General features: G+C 33.1%; 18 protein-coding genes. 13 read left to right on the top strand and 5 right to left on the bottom strand.

From position 1 onward, the window contains the following. Positions 1 to 79: 79 nt before the first annotated feature. Positions 80 to 772 carry a hypothetical protein gene (locus tag QLQ96_RS13345; RefSeq protein WP_482491118.1) on the bottom strand — a complete coding sequence of 231 codons (693 nt, stop codon included), beginning with the start codon at positions 770 to 772 and terminating at the stop codon, positions 80 to 82. Between the two features lie 279 nt (positions 773 to 1051). Between QLQ96_RS13345 and QLQ96_RS13340 the strand changes: the two genes are divergently transcribed. From QLQ96_RS13340 to QLQ96_RS13320, 5 genes are all read left to right on the top strand, one after another. Then, positions 1052 to 2041, top strand: a complete 990-nt coding sequence (locus QLQ96_RS13340) for an alpha/beta fold hydrolase (protein ID WP_482491117.1) — start codon at positions 1052 to 1054, stop codon at positions 2039 to 2041. 106 nt (positions 2042 to 2147) lie between these two features. After that, positions 2148 to 2537, top strand: a complete 390-nt coding sequence (locus tag QLQ96_RS13335; protein WP_482491116.1) for a DUF1398 domain-containing protein — start codon at positions 2148 to 2150, stop codon at positions 2535 to 2537. Positions 2538 to 2541: 4 nt separating this feature from the next. After that, positions 2542 to 3390 carry a sulfurtransferase gene (locus QLQ96_RS13330; protein WP_482491115.1) on the top strand — a complete coding sequence of 283 codons (849 nt, stop codon included), beginning with the start codon at positions 2542 to 2544 and terminating at the stop codon, positions 3388 to 3390. 17 nt (positions 3391 to 3407) lie between these two features. Beyond that, positions 3408 to 4649: an ABC transporter ATP-binding protein gene (locus QLQ96_RS13325; RefSeq protein WP_482491114.1), complete on the top strand. Its 1242-nt coding sequence runs from the start codon at positions 3408 to 3410 to the stop codon at positions 4647 to 4649. A gap of 143 nt (positions 4650 to 4792) precedes the next feature. Next, positions 4793 to 5401, top strand: a complete 609-nt coding sequence (locus QLQ96_RS13320; RefSeq protein ID WP_482491113.1) for a 3-keto-alpha-glucoside-1,2-lyase-like domain-containing protein — start codon at positions 4793 to 4795, stop codon at positions 5399 to 5401. Positions 5402 to 5500: 99 nt separating this feature from the next. On the opposite strand, the gene QLQ96_RS13315 is transcribed toward QLQ96_RS13320, so the two are convergent. Both QLQ96_RS13315 and QLQ96_RS13310 read right to left on the bottom strand, forming a co-directional pair. Next, the gene (locus tag QLQ96_RS13315) at positions 5501 to 6544 is read right to left on the bottom strand and encodes an RluA family pseudouridine synthase (RefSeq protein WP_482496965.1); all 1044 of its coding nucleotides are present in this window, start codon (positions 6542 to 6544) and stop codon (positions 5501 to 5503) included. After that, positions 6534 to 7154 (bottom strand): PASTA domain-containing protein, encoded by a 621-nt coding sequence (locus QLQ96_RS13310; protein WP_482491112.1) that lies wholly within the window; start codon positions 7152 to 7154, stop codon positions 6534 to 6536. Before QLQ96_RS13310 ends, QLQ96_RS13315 begins: the two co-directional genes overlap by 11 nt. Before the next feature lie 387 nt (positions 7155 to 7541). On the opposite strand from QLQ96_RS13310, the gene QLQ96_RS13305 reads away from it, so the two are divergent. The 5 genes from QLQ96_RS13305 to QLQ96_RS13285 all read left to right on the top strand — a co-directional run bounded on the left by QLQ96_RS13305 (position 7542) and on the right by QLQ96_RS13285 (position 11216). Further along, positions 7542 to 8513 carry a D-alanine--D-alanine ligase gene (locus QLQ96_RS13305; RefSeq protein ID WP_482491111.1) on the top strand — a complete coding sequence of 324 codons (972 nt, stop codon included), beginning with the start codon at positions 7542 to 7544 and terminating at the stop codon, positions 8511 to 8513. Between the two features lie 151 nt (positions 8514 to 8664). Continuing rightward, entirely contained in the window at positions 8665 to 9357 is a 693-nt protein-coding gene (locus tag QLQ96_RS13300) for a DUF421 domain-containing protein (RefSeq protein WP_482491110.1), read from the top strand. 85 nt (positions 9358 to 9442) lie between these two features. Further along, a complete protein-coding gene (coaD, locus tag QLQ96_RS13295) occupies positions 9443 to 9901 on the top strand; it encodes a pantetheine-phosphate adenylyltransferase (RefSeq protein ID WP_482491109.1) in 459 nt (152 codons plus the stop codon). A 66-nt stretch (positions 9902 to 9967) separates the two neighbouring features. After that, on the top strand, positions 9968 to 10570 hold the full coding sequence (locus QLQ96_RS13290; protein ID WP_482491108.1) for a zinc ribbon domain-containing protein: 603 nt from the start codon (positions 9968 to 9970) through the stop codon (positions 10568 to 10570). A gap of 67 nt (positions 10571 to 10637) precedes the next feature. Next, positions 10638 to 11216, top strand: a complete 579-nt coding sequence (locus QLQ96_RS13285; protein WP_482491107.1) for a PhnA domain-containing protein — start codon at positions 10638 to 10640, stop codon at positions 11214 to 11216. A 205-nt stretch (positions 11217 to 11421) separates the two neighbouring features. On the opposite strand, the gene QLQ96_RS13280 is transcribed toward QLQ96_RS13285, so the two are convergent. Next, complete coding sequence (locus QLQ96_RS13280; protein ID WP_482491106.1) at positions 11422 to 11865, bottom strand: hypothetical protein; 444 nt, start codon at positions 11863 to 11865, stop codon at positions 11422 to 11424. 172 nt (positions 11866 to 12037) lie between these two features. Continuing rightward, entirely contained in the window at positions 12038 to 13399 is a 1362-nt protein-coding gene (locus QLQ96_RS13275; protein WP_482491105.1) for a DEAD/DEAH box helicase, read from the bottom strand. A gap of 349 nt (positions 13400 to 13748) precedes the next feature. On the opposite strand from QLQ96_RS13275, the gene QLQ96_RS13270 reads away from it, so the two are divergent. From QLQ96_RS13270 to QLQ96_RS13260, 3 genes are all read left to right on the top strand, one after another. Next, the gene (locus QLQ96_RS13270; RefSeq protein ID WP_482491104.1) at positions 13749 to 15476 is read left to right on the top strand and encodes a M14 family metallopeptidase; all 1728 of its coding nucleotides are present in this window, start codon (positions 13749 to 13751) and stop codon (positions 15474 to 15476) included. A 109-nt stretch (positions 15477 to 15585) separates the two neighbouring features. After that, positions 15586 to 16389 (top strand): DUF6602 domain-containing protein, encoded by an 804-nt coding sequence (locus QLQ96_RS13265; protein WP_482491103.1) that lies wholly within the window; start codon positions 15586 to 15588, stop codon positions 16387 to 16389. 105 nt (positions 16390 to 16494) lie between these two features. Then, entirely contained in the window at positions 16495 to 17292 is a 798-nt protein-coding gene (locus tag QLQ96_RS13260; RefSeq protein WP_482491102.1) for a hypothetical protein, read from the top strand. Positions 17293 to 17479 lie beyond the last annotated feature (187 nt).

Genomic DNA, 17479 nt, shown 5'->3' with positions numbered 1-17479 from the left:
ATTTATCTTAACTTATAAAAAATCCCAAAAACAATTTAAATCTTGTTTCTGGGATTTTTTTCAACTAAAACTTATTTCATTATTCAAACTTTAATCCAAAATTTACTCTTTCAAAAGTTGTACTGCAGGAAACTCCGAATCTTCCAACATTTAAAGTTCCAAAGATACCTCCTACCGAATGTCCAGAATAAAATCCTCCAGCCGAAAATCGGTGAACTTGATATTTTAAAGCAATATCATTTACTCTGGAACTCAACTGTCCAAATGCAATCAGATTTGGGAAAACTTCATAACTTCCAAAAACTTTGGGAACCAGTTTTTTGTAATAATCAAAACTTTCATCAGTTTCATAATCAATAATTGACGAATGCAAATTTTCTAGGTTTCCGCCAATATAAGTATTTTCAGAAAAATGCCATGAGATACTGAAACCTGTGAAAGTTCCCTCATAACCGCTTCTCGAATCTACATAACCTACACCAATTGTAGCTCTAAATTTATCGCAAATTTTTCCGATGTAACCCACATAGGTACGGTCAATTTCAGACTTATCAATTCCAGCTCCAAAAATTATGTCGTCTTCACATAACGTAAGAGCATACTGAAAATAAGCTGAATATTGGTCTTGGTTTGCCGCAACAACGCTCCGGCCTTTATCGAGATCAATATTTGGAGAAATTAAGGTCGAATTTATAACAGCGAAATCAAATGTATTGAGTTCTTGGGCAAATGTGGGGACTGTGAGCAGGAGTAAAAGTATTGTTTTTTTCATAATACTATTTTTTTGGCTTACAACATTATAGTACTAAATTACATATATTTTTCCTACTAATAAAAGAAAATCTTTGAAGTGCTGCATTACTCGTCAAAATACATTATTTGCGTAATCAGATTCTTTTAATCGATAAAAATTCAACAAATCATCGATTATTAGCACTAATGACATTGAAACTATTTTGAAAGTTTTTTTCTGATAACTTTAAGATTTTAAGCTTTGTTTTAAAAATGGTTCGGTTTAACTTTATAAATCATAAAAACAAATACTTCCAAAATGAAAATCCTAAAACTATTTTTTGTACTAATTCCATTCTTAAGTTTTGGACAACAGGGAAATATAAAAGCGCTAGATATTAATTTAAGTAATTACGAATATCCTTTCCCTGTTCATTTTATCGAATTGAGCAATCAGCGCCAATATTTAAAAATGAGTTATATGGATATTATTCCAGAAAACTACAATCAGAAAAACATAGTTTTACTTCATGGAAAAAATTTCAATGGCGCTTATTGGGAAACTACCATTAAAGCCTTAACAAAAGAAGGTTTTCGCGTGATTGTTCCCGATCAGATTGGTTTCGGAAAATCTACAAAACCAGACAATTTCCAATACACTTTTCAGCAATTAGCCGAAAACACCAAAAAACTTTTAGATCATTTAGGAGTTCAAAAAACGACCATTTTAGGACATTCTATGGGCGGAATGTTGGCAACTCGCTTCGCATTGATGTATCCTGAAACTACAGAAAAACTAGTCTTAGAAAATCCGATTGGTTTGGAAGACTGGAAATTGATTGTTCCATACAAACCTGTTGACTGGTGGTATGAATCGGAATTAAAACAGAATTACGAGGGCATCAAGAAATACCAAATGGCTAATTATTATGACGGAAAATGGAATGCAGATTATCAAAAATGGGCTGAACTTGGTGCTGGCTGGACAACTGCTCCAGATTATGATCGTGTTGCTTGGAATTCGGCTCTTTTATACGATATGATTTTTACACAACCTGTTTTGTACGAATTTAAAAACATTAAATGCCCGACCCTATTGATTATCGGAACTAGAGATAAAACCGCTTTAGGAAAGCCATTGGTTTCTGAGGAAGTAAGAAAAACAATGGGAAATTATGCTGAACTGGGCAAAAAAACGCAGAAAGCAATTCCAAATGCAAAACTCGTAGAAATTCCTAATACTGGACATTTGCCACATATCGAATCTTTTGATTCATTTATAAAATCATTAATCGTATTTTTGAAATAATTTTTTTTTTTCGCCACGAATTCACGAATTTTTATTCTTAAAGTAATTAAAAAATAATTCGAGAATTCGTAGCGAAAAAACTTTTAACAATCTAAAACTAAAAAACATGTTTACAATAGAACAAATAAAAGAAGCGCATGCAAAAGTGAAAAGTGGTGAAGATTTTCCAAATTATATTCAGGATTTAATCATTTTAGGCGTAAAAGGATATGACACTTATGTACACGACGGAAGCACTGTTTACTACGGATTAAATAATTTTACTGCAACCGCTGAAGAAAAATATGCTGAAATTAAAGTGTCTGATTTTCCAAACAAAGAACTTTTTATAGAAAATTTGGTAAAACATCAGCATGGAGAAACCGATTATATGACTTTCTGCAATCAATGTGCACAAGCTGGAATTGCAAAATGGCGTGTTGATATAATTGAAATGACTTGCACCTATTTTGACAAATCGGAACATGAAATTTTAATTGAAAAAATTTCTAGCTAAAAAGATGGCTTCAATTTCTCCACTAATCACAGCTCAAGAATTAATTGAATTGGATTCTTCAAAAATCATTTTAATTGATGCTCGAGCTGGCGCAAATACTTTTGAAAAGTATCAAAAAGAACATTTAAAAGGCGCTCGTTTTGTTGATTTAAATCATGATTTGGCTGCTATTCCAGAAAATCCTGCAAATGGCGGAAGACATCCTTTGCCTTCTCCTGAAGAATTTGCAAAAACACTTTCTGCTTTAGGAATCTCCCCTTCAGATCATGTTGTGGTTTACGATGATAAAAATGGATCTAATTTCGGCGCAAGATTCTGGTGGATGATGCGCTCAATTGGACATGAGAAAATTCAAGTTTTAAATGGCGGCTATCAAACCGCGATTCAAGCTGATTTTCCAACAAATTCTGGAATTGAGACTTTTGAAAAAACAGCATATCCTTCGCAGGAATGGAAATTGGCTTTAGCGAATATTGAAGAAGTCGAAAAAGCCCGTAAAAACGATCAAAATATCGTAATCGATGTTCGTGACAAGAATCGTTATGATGGTTTAACAGAACCGCTGGATTTAATTGCAGGGCATATTCCTGGAGCTGTAAATATTCCGTTAACTGAAAATTTAGATGAAAACGGATTGTTTAAATCGGCTGATGAATTGGCAGAAAAATACAAAGCAGTAATTCGAGATAAAACATCAGAAAACACAATTATTCATTGCGGTTCGGGCGTTACAGCTTGCCACACATTATTAGCAATGGATTACGCTGGACTTCCAATTCCGAAATTATATGTCGGATCTTGGAGCGAATGGTCAAGAAATGACCGCGAAATGGCGTTAAAAGAGAATAAATAATTATTTAAAACAATACAATGCAACACTGGGATATACTTTTGTTCAATCAAGTAAATAAAAAAGCTTTCATAGACGCTTTACTTGCAGGCGAAGCAAAAGGAGATTTAGCCGTTTTTAATAACCAAAAAGGAATTCTTTTCTCTGATATTGCGATCGAGAAATTCATCGAAAAAGAGTTTCAATACGACAGCGTTGAAGCTTCAACAACTTCAAATAGACAATTGCGAACTTTTTCTTCTGGAGAGCGCAAAAAAGAGTTTTTGCGTTACTGTATTGATCAAAAACCTGATTTCATTATTTTTGATAATCCGTTTGATCATTTAGATCAGGCTTCTCGAGTAGTTTTGGCCGAATCTCTTCAGAAATTAACTGATTCTATTGCAATTATACAATTATTGAATCGTACTGTCGATATTTTGGATTTTGTTCCTAATAAAGCTTTAATTAAAGACAATACGCTTGAATTGCATCCTTTTGTAAAAATAGAGAATCATTTTAAAACTTTAAATACAGCTTCAATTCCGAAAGCGACAGAATCGTACTCTTTTCAAGATAATATATTAATCAAATTAGACGATGTTTCGGTAAGCTACGAAGAAAGGAAAATCCTGAATAATATTTCCTGGACAATCAAACAAGGCGAATTTTGGCAGTTAATTGGCCCGAATGGTTCTGGAAAAAGTACTATTTTATCCTTAATTACAGGAGATAATCCGAAAGGTTTTGGACAGAATTTATTTTTGTTTGGAAGAAAAAAAGGAACTGGCGAAAGTGTTTGGGAAATCAAAAAACAAATCGGAATCTTCACAACTTCTATGACCGATTTATTTCAAAAAGGCCACACTTTAGAACAAATGATTTTATCTGGATTCTTTGATTCAATCGGATTGTACACAGAACCAACAACACATCAAAAACAAATTGTAAATCAATGGCTTGAAGTAATCGAAATGACGCATTTAAGAAAAAAGCGTTTTATTGATCTTTCTATCGGACAACAGCGTGTTGCGTTAATTGTTCGCGCCGTTTTAAAACATCCGCCATTATTAATTTTAGATGAACCTGTTGAAGGTTTAGATGACGAAAATGTAGATTTAATCATTCAATTGATTAATACTATAAAACAAGAAACAAATGTGAGCATTATTTATGTTTCACACCGAATTGAACAAGGCCTTGCTCCTACTTCTGTTTTCGAACTTTTGCCTTCAGAAACAGGTTCAATCGGAAAAATAAAATATCATTCCGAATTGAATTAGTTAATTAGATAATTTGGCAATTAGATAATTATCAATTATTAAGACAAAGCATGTCTGTAGAGGCGCACTGCAGTGCGTCTCCGCAACGAATATCCACAAAAGGGATCAATCGAAAAATAAAATATCATTCAGAATTAAATTAAATGAAAACAAAATTTGCAGTATTTCTTATTTTACAATTAATATTGGTTTCTTGTTCGAGCACCATTTCAACAGTAAAAAAAGAATACACTTTAAACAATTCAAAAGAACTAAAATCAGATTGGACAATTAATTCTAAAGAATGGATTCTAAAAAATGATACCATTACAGGAAATGGTTCTCTTTCGCCTTGGGGAGTTTTAGTTTCAAAAAAGCAGCTTCCAAAGAATTATGAAATTGATTTTAAAGTCAACATGACCAACGCATCTTTATTTGAAATCATGCTCAATTTTGATAAAGGAAAGTACATTAGAACTTACTTATATCAAATCGATCAAAACATAGTAATTGGCGATGGAATTTATAATAAAAAAGACGATTCGTATGGAAAAAGAGGCGGAAAAACGTTGTTTAAAAAACCAATGGAATTAGAAAACAATAAATGGTATTCGGTAAAAATTAAAGTCGTTAATAGTCAATTATTCTTTTCTGTAGATGACAAAACTGTAGAATGCTCTCTAGAAAAAAGCAATCTAAATCAAAAAGGAAAACTAGGTTTCATAACCAATGGAGAAGTCAAAATAACTGATTTAAAAATCAAATCTCTATAAAACAAAAAGCTCCCAAAAGGAGCTTTTTCTATTTTATCTAAAGAAAAGAAATTATCTAATTGACAAATTCCCTAATTTTCTAATTGTCAAATTTTCTAATTAATTCTCGTCTTCCGTGTTATGCAATTTCACATAATTCTGCCATTTCTCGATACAATCCTTAAAATCTTGAGGAAGTTCTGTATCAAAACGCATCAATTCGCCCGTATTCGGATGCACAAATCCCAAGGTTTTAGCATGCAGCGCCTGACGCGGTAAAGCTTTAAAACAATTTTCAATAAACTGTTTGTATTTTGTAAAAGTTGTTCCCTTCAAAATCAAATGTCCGCCATAGCGCTCATCATTAAATAAAGGATGTCCGATATGTTTCATGTGCGCACGAATCTGGTGAGTTCTTCCTGTTTCCAATTTACAAGAAATAAGAGTCACATAACCAAAACGTTCCAAAACTTTATAATGTGTAATAGCAGGTTTACCAATTTCTGGATCAGCAAAAACTGCCATTTGCATACGATCTTTCAAATGTCTTGCAAGATTTCCTTCAATTGTACCGCTGTCTGCCACAACATTTCCCCAAACTAAAGCAATATACTCACGTTCAGTTGTTTTTGCTTCAAACTGTTTTGCTAAATGAGTCATTGCTGCTTCTGTTTTAGCCACAACCAAAAGTCCAGAAGTATCTTTATCAATTCGGTGAACCAAACCTGGGCGTTCGCTGCTATTCATTGGCAAATTATCAAAATGATGCGCCAAAGCATTCACCAAAGTTCCAGTATAATTTCCGTGACCAGGGTGTACAACCATTCCAGGCTCTTTATTGATTAACAAAAGAGCATCGTCTTCATAAACAATATTCAACGGAATATCTTCAGGAAGAATATGATTTTCAAACGGAGGATGCGACAACATTACCGTTATCACATCAAAAGGTTTTACTTTGTAATTTGATTTTACTGGAATATCATTCACAAAAATATTTCCATTCGTTGCCGCGTTCTGAATTTTATTTCGCGTGGCATTCGGAATCAAATACATTAAATATTTGTCAATACGCAAAAACGCTTGACCTTTTGGGACTTCAAATCTGTGGTGCTCAAATAATTCGTCTTCCAGATCTAAATTTTCTTCAATATTATTGTTCATCATTTGGGGTTTCTGCAGGCACTGAAGTACTATCTGTTGCCTGACTATCATCTACATAACTTGCTTTTCCATCTCCTAAAACTAAATCAATTTTAGAAGCTTTAAGCACACGATCTCCTACTTTTATGTTTCTTCCTTTCAAACGCATTTCCAAAACCATATCTTTTCCAAGGTTCGGAATGTACGTAATCGTTCCAACCTCAAGTCCTAACGCTTTTAACGTTGGCACAGCCTCACGATATGTTTTTTCGATTAAATCTGGAATTTTCACAGAAGAAAAACCAGAAGCATTAATCTTAATATAAATCTTTCTACCCACTTTTACCATCGTTCCTGGCAACGGATCTTGCTCAACAACACTGTATTTTGGGAATTCACTTCTGTAATCAACACTGTCCAAAAGAACATAATCTAAATCCAGTTCATCCAATTTTTGTTCCACTTGCTCTTCAGTCAATTTAGACAAATTCGGCACCGCAATTTCGTGTCCGTGATCTGTTGTAAAAGTTAACCAATGCATAAATAAATAACCAATAACCGCAATAATAGCAGCGGAAGCAAGCAATTGCAAGAAAAAAACTCGGCTTGTTAGATACTGACGTAAACTCATAAATTTATTTTTAATAGCGACAAAGATAAAGTATTTCGTTTCAAAAAAAATGATAATTTTGTTTAAAACAAGAATGCCTCTATTTGTCATCCTGAGCGAAGTCGAAGGAAGGAGCTATTCCCGCTTTCGCCTATATCTTTTTGCCTGCAGAAAAAGCAGTCAAAAAGGATACCGGCTCTATCGGGGCTAGGGCACTCAGTTTCATAACAACGTTCTTTATCTGAAAAAAGTACAATTTATATTCTTAAGAGAATTTTAGACATCATAATAGTTTGTCCTCCTGAGCGAAGTGAAGGATTTACGTTAGGCAAAACCTGAAACATTAAACTTGACCCGAGGCTGAAAGACGAACAGACGAAGTAAACAATTAAAAAATAAAAACATACAATGAAAAACATTGCCATCATCATGGGCGGCTATTCTAGCGAATACAAGATTTCTTTAATCAGCGGGAATGTCGTTTATCAATATCTTGACAAAACAAAATACAACGGATTTCGTATTCACATTTTCAAAGAAAAATGGGTTTATGTAGACCAAAACGACGCCGAATTTCCAATTGATAGAAATGATTTTTCAGTTACTGTAAATGGAGAAAAAATCACATTTGACTGTGTTTTCAACGCCATTCACGGAACTCCAGGAGAAGACGGATTAATGCAGGCTTATTTCGAATTAATCGGTCTGCCACAATCTTCTTGCGATTATTACCAATCGGCTTTAACATTCAATAAAAGAGATTTATTATCTGTTTTAAAACCATACGGAATCAAAACAGCTGTTTCTTATTATTTGAATAAAGGAGACGAAATCAATACAGCAGAAATCGTTAAAAAAGTGGGGCTTCCTTGTTTCGTAAAACCAAACAAAGCAGGTTCTAGTTTCGGAATCTCAAAAGTAAAAACAGAAGCTGAACTTCCTATCGCAATTGAAGTAGCTTACAAAGAAGATAACGAAATCATCATCGAAAGTTTCCTTGACGGAACAGAAGTTTCTGTTGGAGTAATCAATTACCAAGGGGAAATTAAAGTTTTACCAATCACAGAAATTGTATCAGAAAATGATTTCTTCGATTACGAAGCAAAATACGAAGGAAAATCACAAGAAATTACGCCTGCGAGAATCTCTGACGAAATGACTAGAAAAGTGGGTGAAACAGCAAAACGCGCTTACGAAGTTTTAAAAATGAAAGGTTTCTCAAGAAGCGAATTCATCATCGTAAACGACGAACCGCACATGTTGGAAATGAATACAATTCCTGGTTTAACAACAGAAAGTTTGATTCCGCAACAAGCAAAAGCAGCTGGAATTTCTCTAGAAGATTTATTCACAAATGCAATTGAGTTAGCTTTAAAATAGATGCTAAGATACTGAGGTGCTAAGACTCTAAGTTTTAGCACCTCATTTTTTTAGATTATTAAACTGAGCCGAAGCCAATGTCAATCTTTTGAACCTTTGTATCTCTGTACCTTAGCAACTTAGAATCTCAGAACCTTAGCACCTTTAAATAATGAAACAAATTTTCGAGTGGGAAAGACTTCTTTTTAACAATCTGCCTGAGAGCTTTATTTTTGAAGTAATATTTCGTTCAACCGTAATGTTTATTATTCTTTTACTGACTCTTAAACTAGCAGGAAAAAGAGGCGTAAAACAGTTATCTATTTTCGAAACGGTAATTATCATTGCATTAGGTTCTGCTGCCGGCGATCCAATGTTTTATGAAGATGTCGGAATTATTCCTGCAGCGATTGTTTTTACTACGATAATTATTTTATATCGATCTGTAACTTGGCTGACAGGAAAAAGCAAAAAGTTCGAAGAATTCATAGAAGGTAAAACTGAATGTTTAATTAATGATGGTAAATTTTCTGTTTCTACTTTCAAAAAAGAAACTCTGGCGCAAGACGAATTTTTTGCAGAATTAAGAATCAAATCTATTGAACATTTAGGACAAGTCAAACACGCTTTTATAGAGACAAGCGGCGAAATAAGTGTTTTTTATTATGAAGACAAAGATGTTGGTTACGGATTACCAATTCTGCCCTCTTTATTCTATGCCAAAAATAAATTCATTCCGGCAGACGGCATTTATTCCTGTAGTTTCTGCGGAAACACCGAAGAACAAAAAGTAGGAAAAGCAAATTGTAAAGTTTGTAAAAAAGACGAATGGGTTGTGTCTATAAATACAAAAAGAATAACATAAATAAATTCCAAAAGCATAGCCTTAGCCAATTTAAAATACTTTGCGCCTTTGTGCCTTTGCAACTTTGAACCTTAAAAAGAAAAAAATGCGAAAAGCCATATTCCCAGGGTCATTTGATCCAATTACACTTGGACACGAAGACATTATCAAAAGAGGAATTCCTTTATTTGACGAAATCGTAATTGCCATTGGTGTCAATGCCGAAAAAAAATACATGTTTTCATTAGAAGAAAGAAAACGCTTTATTGAAGAAACCTTCAAAGATGAGCCAAAAGTTTCAGTCATTACGTATGAAGGATTAACTATTGATCTAGCAAAAAAACTGAATGCCAATTTCATTCTAAGAGGTTTACGCAACCCAGCCGATTTCGAATTCGAAAAAGCCATTGCACACACAAACAGAAAACTCTCTAAAATAGAAACGGTTTTCTTACTAACAGCAGCAAGTACTTCATTTATCAGTTCGAGCATTGTACGCGATGTATTGCGTCATGGAGGCGAATATGAAATGCTGGTTCCAGATGCGGTTAGGGTTAAGAAATAACAAAAATATTTTGTTATTTTGTAAGTTAAATCTTTAATTTAGCCGCCTAATTTTAATTATATAAAAATGATCTTTTACGGAACCAGAGCAAAAAACATTAAGAACGACCGCATTATAAATGTAGAATGCCCAAATTGCAACAGTAATGTATCAATGAATTACAGCATTTTCGAAAAATATGTTCACATTTATTGGATACCGTTTTTTCCTGTCAAGAAATTAACTTTTGCCGAATGCAATTCGTGCAAAAAAACATTCGAATTTGGCGAACTTACATCAGCAATTCAGCAGAAAATCAATTTAGCAAAAGGAAAGGTCTCTTCTCCTATCTGGATGTTTTCTGGACTTTTTATTGTTGGTATTTTAGTTTTAAGCGCCTATTACTCTTCTATACAAAGAGCTTCTGATAGTAAAACGTACGTTCAAGCACCAAAAGCAGGCGATATTTACTATGTAGACGAATCAAATGGATTCTATACTACAATGAAAGTTAATGAAGTTTCTAAAGACAGCGTTGAGGTGTTTATGAATGAAATGGAAATTGACAAAAAAACTCAAATTGAGAAAATTGATAAAGAAGAGAATTATAAGACTAAAGAAAGAATCTCAAAAAGTAATATTCAGCGTCTTTTTAATGAAAATAAAATCTACGAAGTTTTAAGACACTAGGTTTTTCAAAAATATAATTTGCAAAAGGCTTTAATTAACAGTATTTTCGCCAAAAAATTATAATACCATGAGCATCGAGAGAGAATTAAGCAAACGTAGCGGATCTAAATGTGAACTTTGCGGAAATGAAGAAAATTTAAAAGTTTATCAAGTTCTTCCAACTAGAAAAGGCGGAATTGATGAAGCTGTATTAGCCTGTAACACTTGTATTGACCAAATTGAAAATCCAGACAACGTAGATTTGAATCACTGGAGATGCCTTAACGACAGCATGTGGAACGAAAATATTTCAGTACAAGTTGTGGCTTGGAGAATGTTAAGCCGTTTACACGCTGCAGGATGGCCACAAGAATTACTGGATATGATGTATCTTGATGAAGATATTTTGGAATGGGCAAAAGCAACAGGCGAAGGCGAAGATGACGAAAACAAATTAGTTCACCGCGACAGTAACGGTGTAGTCCTACAACACGGAGATTCTGTAGTTTTAATTAAAGATCTTAAAGTAAAAGGATCAAGTATGGTTGCCAAACAAGGAACTGCTGTTAGAAACATCCGTTTGGACCATGAAAACGCTGAATACATTGAAGGAAAAGTCGATGGCCAGCAAATTGTTATTATTACGCAATACGTGAAGAAAATATAGTTTCTTTTTAGGGACAAAGTAACAAAGGTTCAAAGTAACAAAGGTTTCTAATTGGAATCAAATCTTTGAACCTTTGTTTCTTTGAATCTGTAGCCTAAAACAAAAAAAGCTGTTCAATAGAACAGCTTTTTTTGTTTATGATATAAGAGAAAAGTTTAAAAACTTTGTCCCTCTGTCCCTTTGAGACTTTGAATCTCAAAAAGAATTATTTTTGGAATAATTTACTGATTTGATCTTTTACGAATGGCTCAGAAACGTTGTTTGTTGCTGCGTCTCTTTCTTTTCCAGAAACCATAAATTGTACTGTAGCTTTATCTGGAACCACATTTCCTGTGTAGTGCAACCAAATGTAGTTGTTAGGTAACTCTAATTTGATATCGTACAACGGAGAAGCTGTAAATCCGCCCACAATAATGTTGTATAAAGAGTTATAAGCATTATCGATGTTTTTGAATGAAAACTTTCTCAAAGTAGAATCATCATCACTTTGAATGATCGTGTAATACACAGTGTATTCGTCACCAATTTTCTGAATGTAGTTGTTATTTACTTTTCCTAATTTTTCTACAGGAACCGTTTCTAGAACCTTAACCTGTGCAAACGAAATAAAACTAAAAAACAATGCGGCAAGAGTAATAATCTTTTTCATATAGTATTTGGGGTTTACAATTTTACGATCACAAAAAAACATAGAAATATTGAAAAAACACCTATCAATTCATTATTTTTTTAACATAAAATTGTAAAACTTAGCCACTCAATTATAAACAACTGAAATACAACTTATTAAGTTACAAAAAATTAAAAATCAAATTCCAAAATTAGTACTTACCTTTCTTCTCCTCTTCTACTTTCTTGATCACATTACGGGCAACTTCGATTTTAAACTTCTTGCCTTTCATTTTTTCATCTCTAATGTTTTTCAGCAGTTCTTTTACTTTATTATATTTTACTGCTGCAAACGAAACAAAATCTTTTACTTCAATTAATCCTAAATCGTCTTTTTCTAATTTTCCTTTTTGAGAAAAGAATCCAACAATATCAAATTTATTCAGTTTTGTTTTCTTTCCTCCACTAATGTATATGGTTTGAAATTGTGGCGGTTGTGGCAGCGAAACGCTTCCTTCAACATTTAAAACTTCCATTTCATAATCAATGTAATCTAATTCTTTTTCACTTTCGTGAATGATCACATACGCCGTTCCAGTTGCCTGCATACGCGCTGTACGCCCATTTCTATGTGTGAATTCATCTTCTTTTAAAGGCAAATGATAATGAATAACATGTTTCATTTCTGGAATATCCAAACCTCTCGCAGCCAAATCGGTTGTAACTAGATACGTGACACTTCCGTTTCTAAACTGAATTAAAGCACGCTCACGCTCCTCTTGATCCATTCCGCCGTGATAATACACCGAATAAATTCCTTTTTCGTTTAAAGTATCGCTAATGCGTTCTGCAGCATCGCGATGATTACAAAAAATAATCGCCGATTCTGACTTTAAAGAACAAATCAAATTGAATAAACTCTGTAATTTATCTTTTGATGGCGAAAGCACCATTCTCATCGAAAGATTAGCCTTTTCTTCTTCCTCTGGAATAAAATCCAAAACAACTGGATCTACAACTCGTGTATATTTTGGAATTTCAATATCTGAAGTTGCCGAAACCAAAACACGTTTGTTTACTTTCGATAATCTTCCAATTATAAAAGACATTTGTTCGTGAAAACCCAATTGCAGCGATTTGTCAAACTCGTCTAAAACCAAAGTCTGAATTTTATCTGTTCTAAAAGTTTCTCTTTCAATATGATCGGCAATTCTTCCTGGCGTTCCAATTAAAACTGCTGGTGGATTGCTTAAATTCTTGATTTCAGTATCGATTGAATGCCCTCCATAACAAATATTGACTTTGTATTGCGTTCCCATTTTTTTCCAAACCTGTTCAATTTGAAGACCAAGTTCGCGAGACGGAACCAAAATCAAACACTGAACAGACAATAATTCTGGCTGTAACAATTCCAATATCGGAAGCAAGAAAGCTAATGTTTTTCCTGATCCTGTTGGAGAAAGTAATAAAGTATTGTTTTCGTTTAAAATAGCATCATGTGCCATTTCCTGCATTTCGTTCAGGCTCTTAATCCCTAAATTCGAAAGTATATCGTTGGAATGGTGTTTTTTCATGCTGCAAAAGTAGTTAAAAGGTTTCAAGTTTCAGGTTTTCTTTGTTTCAAGTTGTCTAACCGCATAGGTTTTATCTCTCGCAGATTTTGCAGATCAAGCAGATTAAATTTAAATATTAAATAAAAAAATTCGCGAAATCTGAAAAATCTGCGAGAGAAAAATAACCGCAAAGATTATATTTCACGCAGATTTAAAATGGATTTTAGCAGATTCAAAAAAATCAAAATTAATCTGCTCTAATCTGCAAAATCTGCGTGAAACAAAAAAATATAGGCAAAGCATATTAAACTTGAAACCTGAAACTTGAAACAAAAAAAACTATATTTGATTCTTAGTTAAAACCAAAACCATGAAACTTTTTACCATTTTCATTTCACTTTTCACGCTTTCTCTTTTCGCTCAAAACAACAAAAAATACGATACTTTTTTTGAGAAAGGAAACGGAAATCAATCGGCAGATTATCAAGAAACTATTGCTTATTTTAAAATGCTTGCAGCCGATTTTCCTTCGATTCAAATGAAAGAAATGGGACTTACAGATTCTGGTGAACCTTTGCACATGATTACTTTTAATCCTGACAAGGAATTTGATTTTGATAAAATCCAGAAAACTAAAGCGGTTCTGTTCGTCAATAACGGAATCCACGCAGGAGAACCTGACGGAATCGATGCAACAATGCAATTCTACAGAGATTTAGCAACTGGAAAAATGAAAGCGCCAAAAAATACCGTTTTGGTTACGATTCCTGTCTATAATATTGGTGGCGCTTTAAACCGAAATTCGACAACTCGCGCGAATCAAGACGGACCAGAGATTTACGGTTTTAGAGGAAACGCCAGAAACTATGATTTGAATCGTGATTTAATGAAATCGGATACTCGAAATACAAAAAGTTTTGTAGAGATTTTCCAGAAAATAAACGCTGATGTTTTTATCGACAATCACGTAAGCAACGGTTCTGATTATCAATACAAACTGACGTATATTATGACGCAGCACAACAAACTCGGAACGGTTTTGGGCGATTTTATGAATGACGAAATGATGCCTGCTTTGGTAAAAGATCTTCAGAAAAAGAAAATCGAAACGACGCCTTATGTCGATTCTTTTAAAGATACGCCAGATAAAGGTTTCGGGCAATTTGTTGACAGTCCGCGATATACTACGGGTTACACTTCTTTGTTTAATACGATTGGTTTTGTGGTCGAAACGCACATGCTGAAAAAATATGCAGAACGCGTAAAAATGACTTACGAATACATGAAAACGACTATGGATTTTACCGATGCCAATTATCAGAAAATCAAAGAGTTTCGTGTGAAAAATTTAGAACAATATCAGCCTAAAAAATCCTATACTTTGAAATGGGAAATGGACAGCACAAAAACAACCCAATTCACCTTTTTAGGTTACGAAGCAGGTTACAAAAAAAGCGAAGCGACAACAGGAGATCGTTTGTATTATGCCCGAAGCAAACCGTACAAAAAAGACGTTCCGTATATTAAAGAATTCAAATCGGCTAAAGAAATTGTGATTCCGACGGCTTATGTTGTTCCAAGAGGTTATTGGAATATTATTGAGCTACTGAAAAACAATAATATCTCTTTCAGACAATTTAAAAACGATACGGTTGTTGAGGTCGAAAGCTATAGAATTGCCGATTTTAAAACGGTTCCGTCTGCTTACGAAGGACATTACCTGCACCGAAACACAACTGTAACTTCTAAAAAAGTAAAAATGAATTTCGCTAAAGGAGATTATTACGTTCCAACGAACCAAAAAGGCGTGAAATATCTTCTAGAAGCTTTTGAACCAGAAGGCGTTGATTCGTTTTTTAACTGGAATTTTTTCGATGCGATTTTACAGCAAAAAGAACATTACTCAGAATATATTTTTGAAGATACTGCAGCCCAACTTTTAAAAGATAATCCAACTCTAAAAGCAGAATTAGAAACCAAAAAACAAAACGACCGCGAATTCGCAAAAAGCGCCGAAGCCCAATTAGATTGGATTTACAAACATTCTGTTTATTATGAAAAGGCGCATATGCACTATCCTGTTTATAGGGTTTTGTAGTTTTAAATGTTGAAAATTATATACCTTTTTCCAATGTTCAAAAAAAAGTATTTTATAAATAATAACTATCTTATATATATTACAAAAATCATACTAAAAAAATTAAATAATGAGTAAGACTCCTGCCAAAAGTTCATTTAAAAAAAGAGGGTACGAACCTAATGAGAAGTTCAACACAAAATTTGAAGGTGCTATTTATGACATTTTAGGGAAATTCATTAAAACCAAAGTTATAGAGCATTCATTAACTAAAGGAGAAGAAAGAGAAGATCCATTATTAGACTTTTTTAGAGAAAATTTACCCAATACTTATTCTGTTGTAAAAGGGGAAGTCGTTGATACAAAAAACAATAGTAGTCAACAAATGGATTTAATGATATATGACAATTCCAGAAACATACCATTCTATAGTGGTGGTCATTATATATTACCTGCCGAAGCTTTACTGGCAAGTATTGAAATCAAATCAAAATTAACTAAAGATGAAACTTTAAAAATTCTCAAAAGTGTTAATACATTAAAAAATTTAAAACCATTTGGACAAAACTTAGATATATCAAAAAAACAAAGACCAGCAGATGAAAAAGTAACTTGCAGATATTTTCATTCCGTTTTTGCATATGATACAGATTTATCAAAAACTAATTGGGCAAAAAAAGAAATAGCTAGAATAAAATTAGTTGCAACTGAAGAAAATGTAGACTCAACATTAATTGATCGTGTATTCATTTTAAATAAAGGTCTCATTAATTTAGCTGACTCAATTTATAAAGAAAGTGAAGATAACACTGAAAGTCTATTGTATTTTTATATGAATATATTAAATTTTGTTCAAAGAGAAAACAACAGGAGACAAACTGTACCATATCTTGATTATGCAGGTAAACTTTCGAAAGGTTGGACAAAAATATGACTTATCATGATTGCGCGAGCATCCTGCTCTTCATCGTAATCTAAATCAACAGCAAAAAATCACAAGCAAAACAACTTGCTTTATAAAAAAACCAATTAATCATTTATGAGTATAACAGATTTAATAAAAAGTATAATCGACTCATCGAAAGAACGAATGAAATCCCCAATTGTTGGATCTTTTATTTGTTCATTTTTGATTTACAATTGGAGACCGATATTTTTATTATTATTTTCTAAAGAATCTATCGAGTACAACATTATTGTAATTAATACTTGGTATTGTTCTATTTGGTCGGTAATAGGACCTTTAATAATAGTTGCAATATATACTTTTGGGGTACCAATTTTAATGGTCTGGATTGATACTAGGCTTAAAAGAACAAAAGAAAAAAGGATTGAAAATATTTACGAATCAAGAATATTTACTACCAGAGAAAAAGTGAAACTCGCCGAAGAAATTACAAAACTTAAAAATGCTGAATCAGGTAACAAGCAAATTGACGATCTTACAAAGGAAAGAGATACAATGAAAGAATCCTACGAGCAAAGAATTACAGCAGACAAACTTACAATAGAAAACTTGAATAATTCTTTAAAAGAATCCAATGAACTAGTACAAAAAGTGCTAAATACACGTGGAAGCTATAAAATTATTGATGGAGAGGTTTACCTGGATGGTAGTAATAGAAGTTTAGCTAACTTTTTTAATGATTTACAAAAAAGACATAAAGAAGAAATCATTACTAGTCTCAATTCCAAAAACTTTAAATTTGAAAACTTTTCTGAAACTCTAAAGAAAACACTTATTGATGGCGGAATTTTTAGAATGAATTCAAAAAATGAGTGGCATGTAACGGATAAAGGCATGGATTTAATGACAATACTAGTACGTCCAATATAATAATTAAATTTACAGACAGAAATAAATAATTATCATTATCTATTCCGCTTCCCCCACTAGTGCGAACGGGGAATCAATGCAAATAAATACATAAAAAAGGCACGAGCGGGACGCTCGCGCCAGCGACATAAATTGAAATTAAAAAGCCTAATAAAACATCGAATTTTATTAGGCTTTTCTTTTATCA

The organism is Flavobacterium sp. B167r (assembly GCF_056824315.1).
Note: the sequence above shows the minus strand (reverse complement) of the source record. Positions and strands in the feature narration are given on the sequence as shown.

Coding starts and splice junctions, on each gene's coding strand:
- QLQ96_RS13305 (WP_482491111.1), top strand. CDS start 7,542: ATGAAAAACATTGCCATCATCATGGGCGGCTATTCTAGCGAATACAAG.
- QLQ96_RS13265 (WP_482491103.1), top strand. CDS start 15,586: ATGAGTAAGACTCCTGCCAAAAGTTCATTTAAAAAAAGAGGGTACGAA.
- QLQ96_RS13280 (WP_482491106.1), bottom strand. CDS start 11,865: ATGAAAAAGATTATTACTCTTGCCGCATTGTTTTTTAGTTTTATTTCG.
- QLQ96_RS13315 (WP_482496965.1), bottom strand. CDS start 6,544: ATGAACAATAATATTGAAGAAAATTTAGATCTGGAAGACGAATTATTT.
- QLQ96_RS13270 (WP_482491104.1), top strand. CDS start 13,749: ATGAAACTTTTTACCATTTTCATTTCACTTTTCACGCTTTCTCTTTTC.
- coaD (WP_482491109.1), top strand. CDS start 9,443: ATGCGAAAAGCCATATTCCCAGGGTCATTTGATCCAATTACACTTGGA.
- QLQ96_RS13310 (WP_482491112.1), bottom strand. CDS start 7,154: ATGAGTTTACGTCAGTATCTAACAAGCCGAGTTTTTTTCTTGCAATTG.
- QLQ96_RS13325 (WP_482491114.1), top strand. CDS start 3,408: ATGCAACACTGGGATATACTTTTGTTCAATCAAGTAAATAAAAAAGCT.
- QLQ96_RS13345 (WP_482491118.1), bottom strand. CDS start 772: ATGAAAAAAACAATACTTTTACTCCTGCTCACAGTCCCCACATTTGCC.
- QLQ96_RS13340 (WP_482491117.1), top strand. CDS start 1,052: ATGAAAATCCTAAAACTATTTTTTGTACTAATTCCATTCTTAAGTTTT.
- QLQ96_RS13320 (WP_482491113.1), top strand. CDS start 4,793: ATGAAAACAAAATTTGCAGTATTTCTTATTTTACAATTAATATTGGTT.
- QLQ96_RS13335 (WP_482491116.1), top strand. CDS start 2,148: ATGTTTACAATAGAACAAATAAAAGAAGCGCATGCAAAAGTGAAAAGT.
- QLQ96_RS13300 (WP_482491110.1), top strand. CDS start 8,665: ATGAAACAAATTTTCGAGTGGGAAAGACTTCTTTTTAACAATCTGCCT.
- QLQ96_RS13260 (WP_482491102.1), top strand. CDS start 16,495: ATGAGTATAACAGATTTAATAAAAAGTATAATCGACTCATCGAAAGAA.
- QLQ96_RS13290 (WP_482491108.1), top strand. CDS start 9,968: ATGATCTTTTACGGAACCAGAGCAAAAAACATTAAGAACGACCGCATT.
- QLQ96_RS13330 (WP_482491115.1), top strand. CDS start 2,542: ATGGCTTCAATTTCTCCACTAATCACAGCTCAAGAATTAATTGAATTG.
- QLQ96_RS13285 (WP_482491107.1), top strand. CDS start 10,638: ATGAGCATCGAGAGAGAATTAAGCAAACGTAGCGGATCTAAATGTGAA.
- QLQ96_RS13275 (WP_482491105.1), bottom strand. CDS start 13,399: ATGAAAAAACACCATTCCAACGATATACTTTCGAATTTAGGGATTAAG.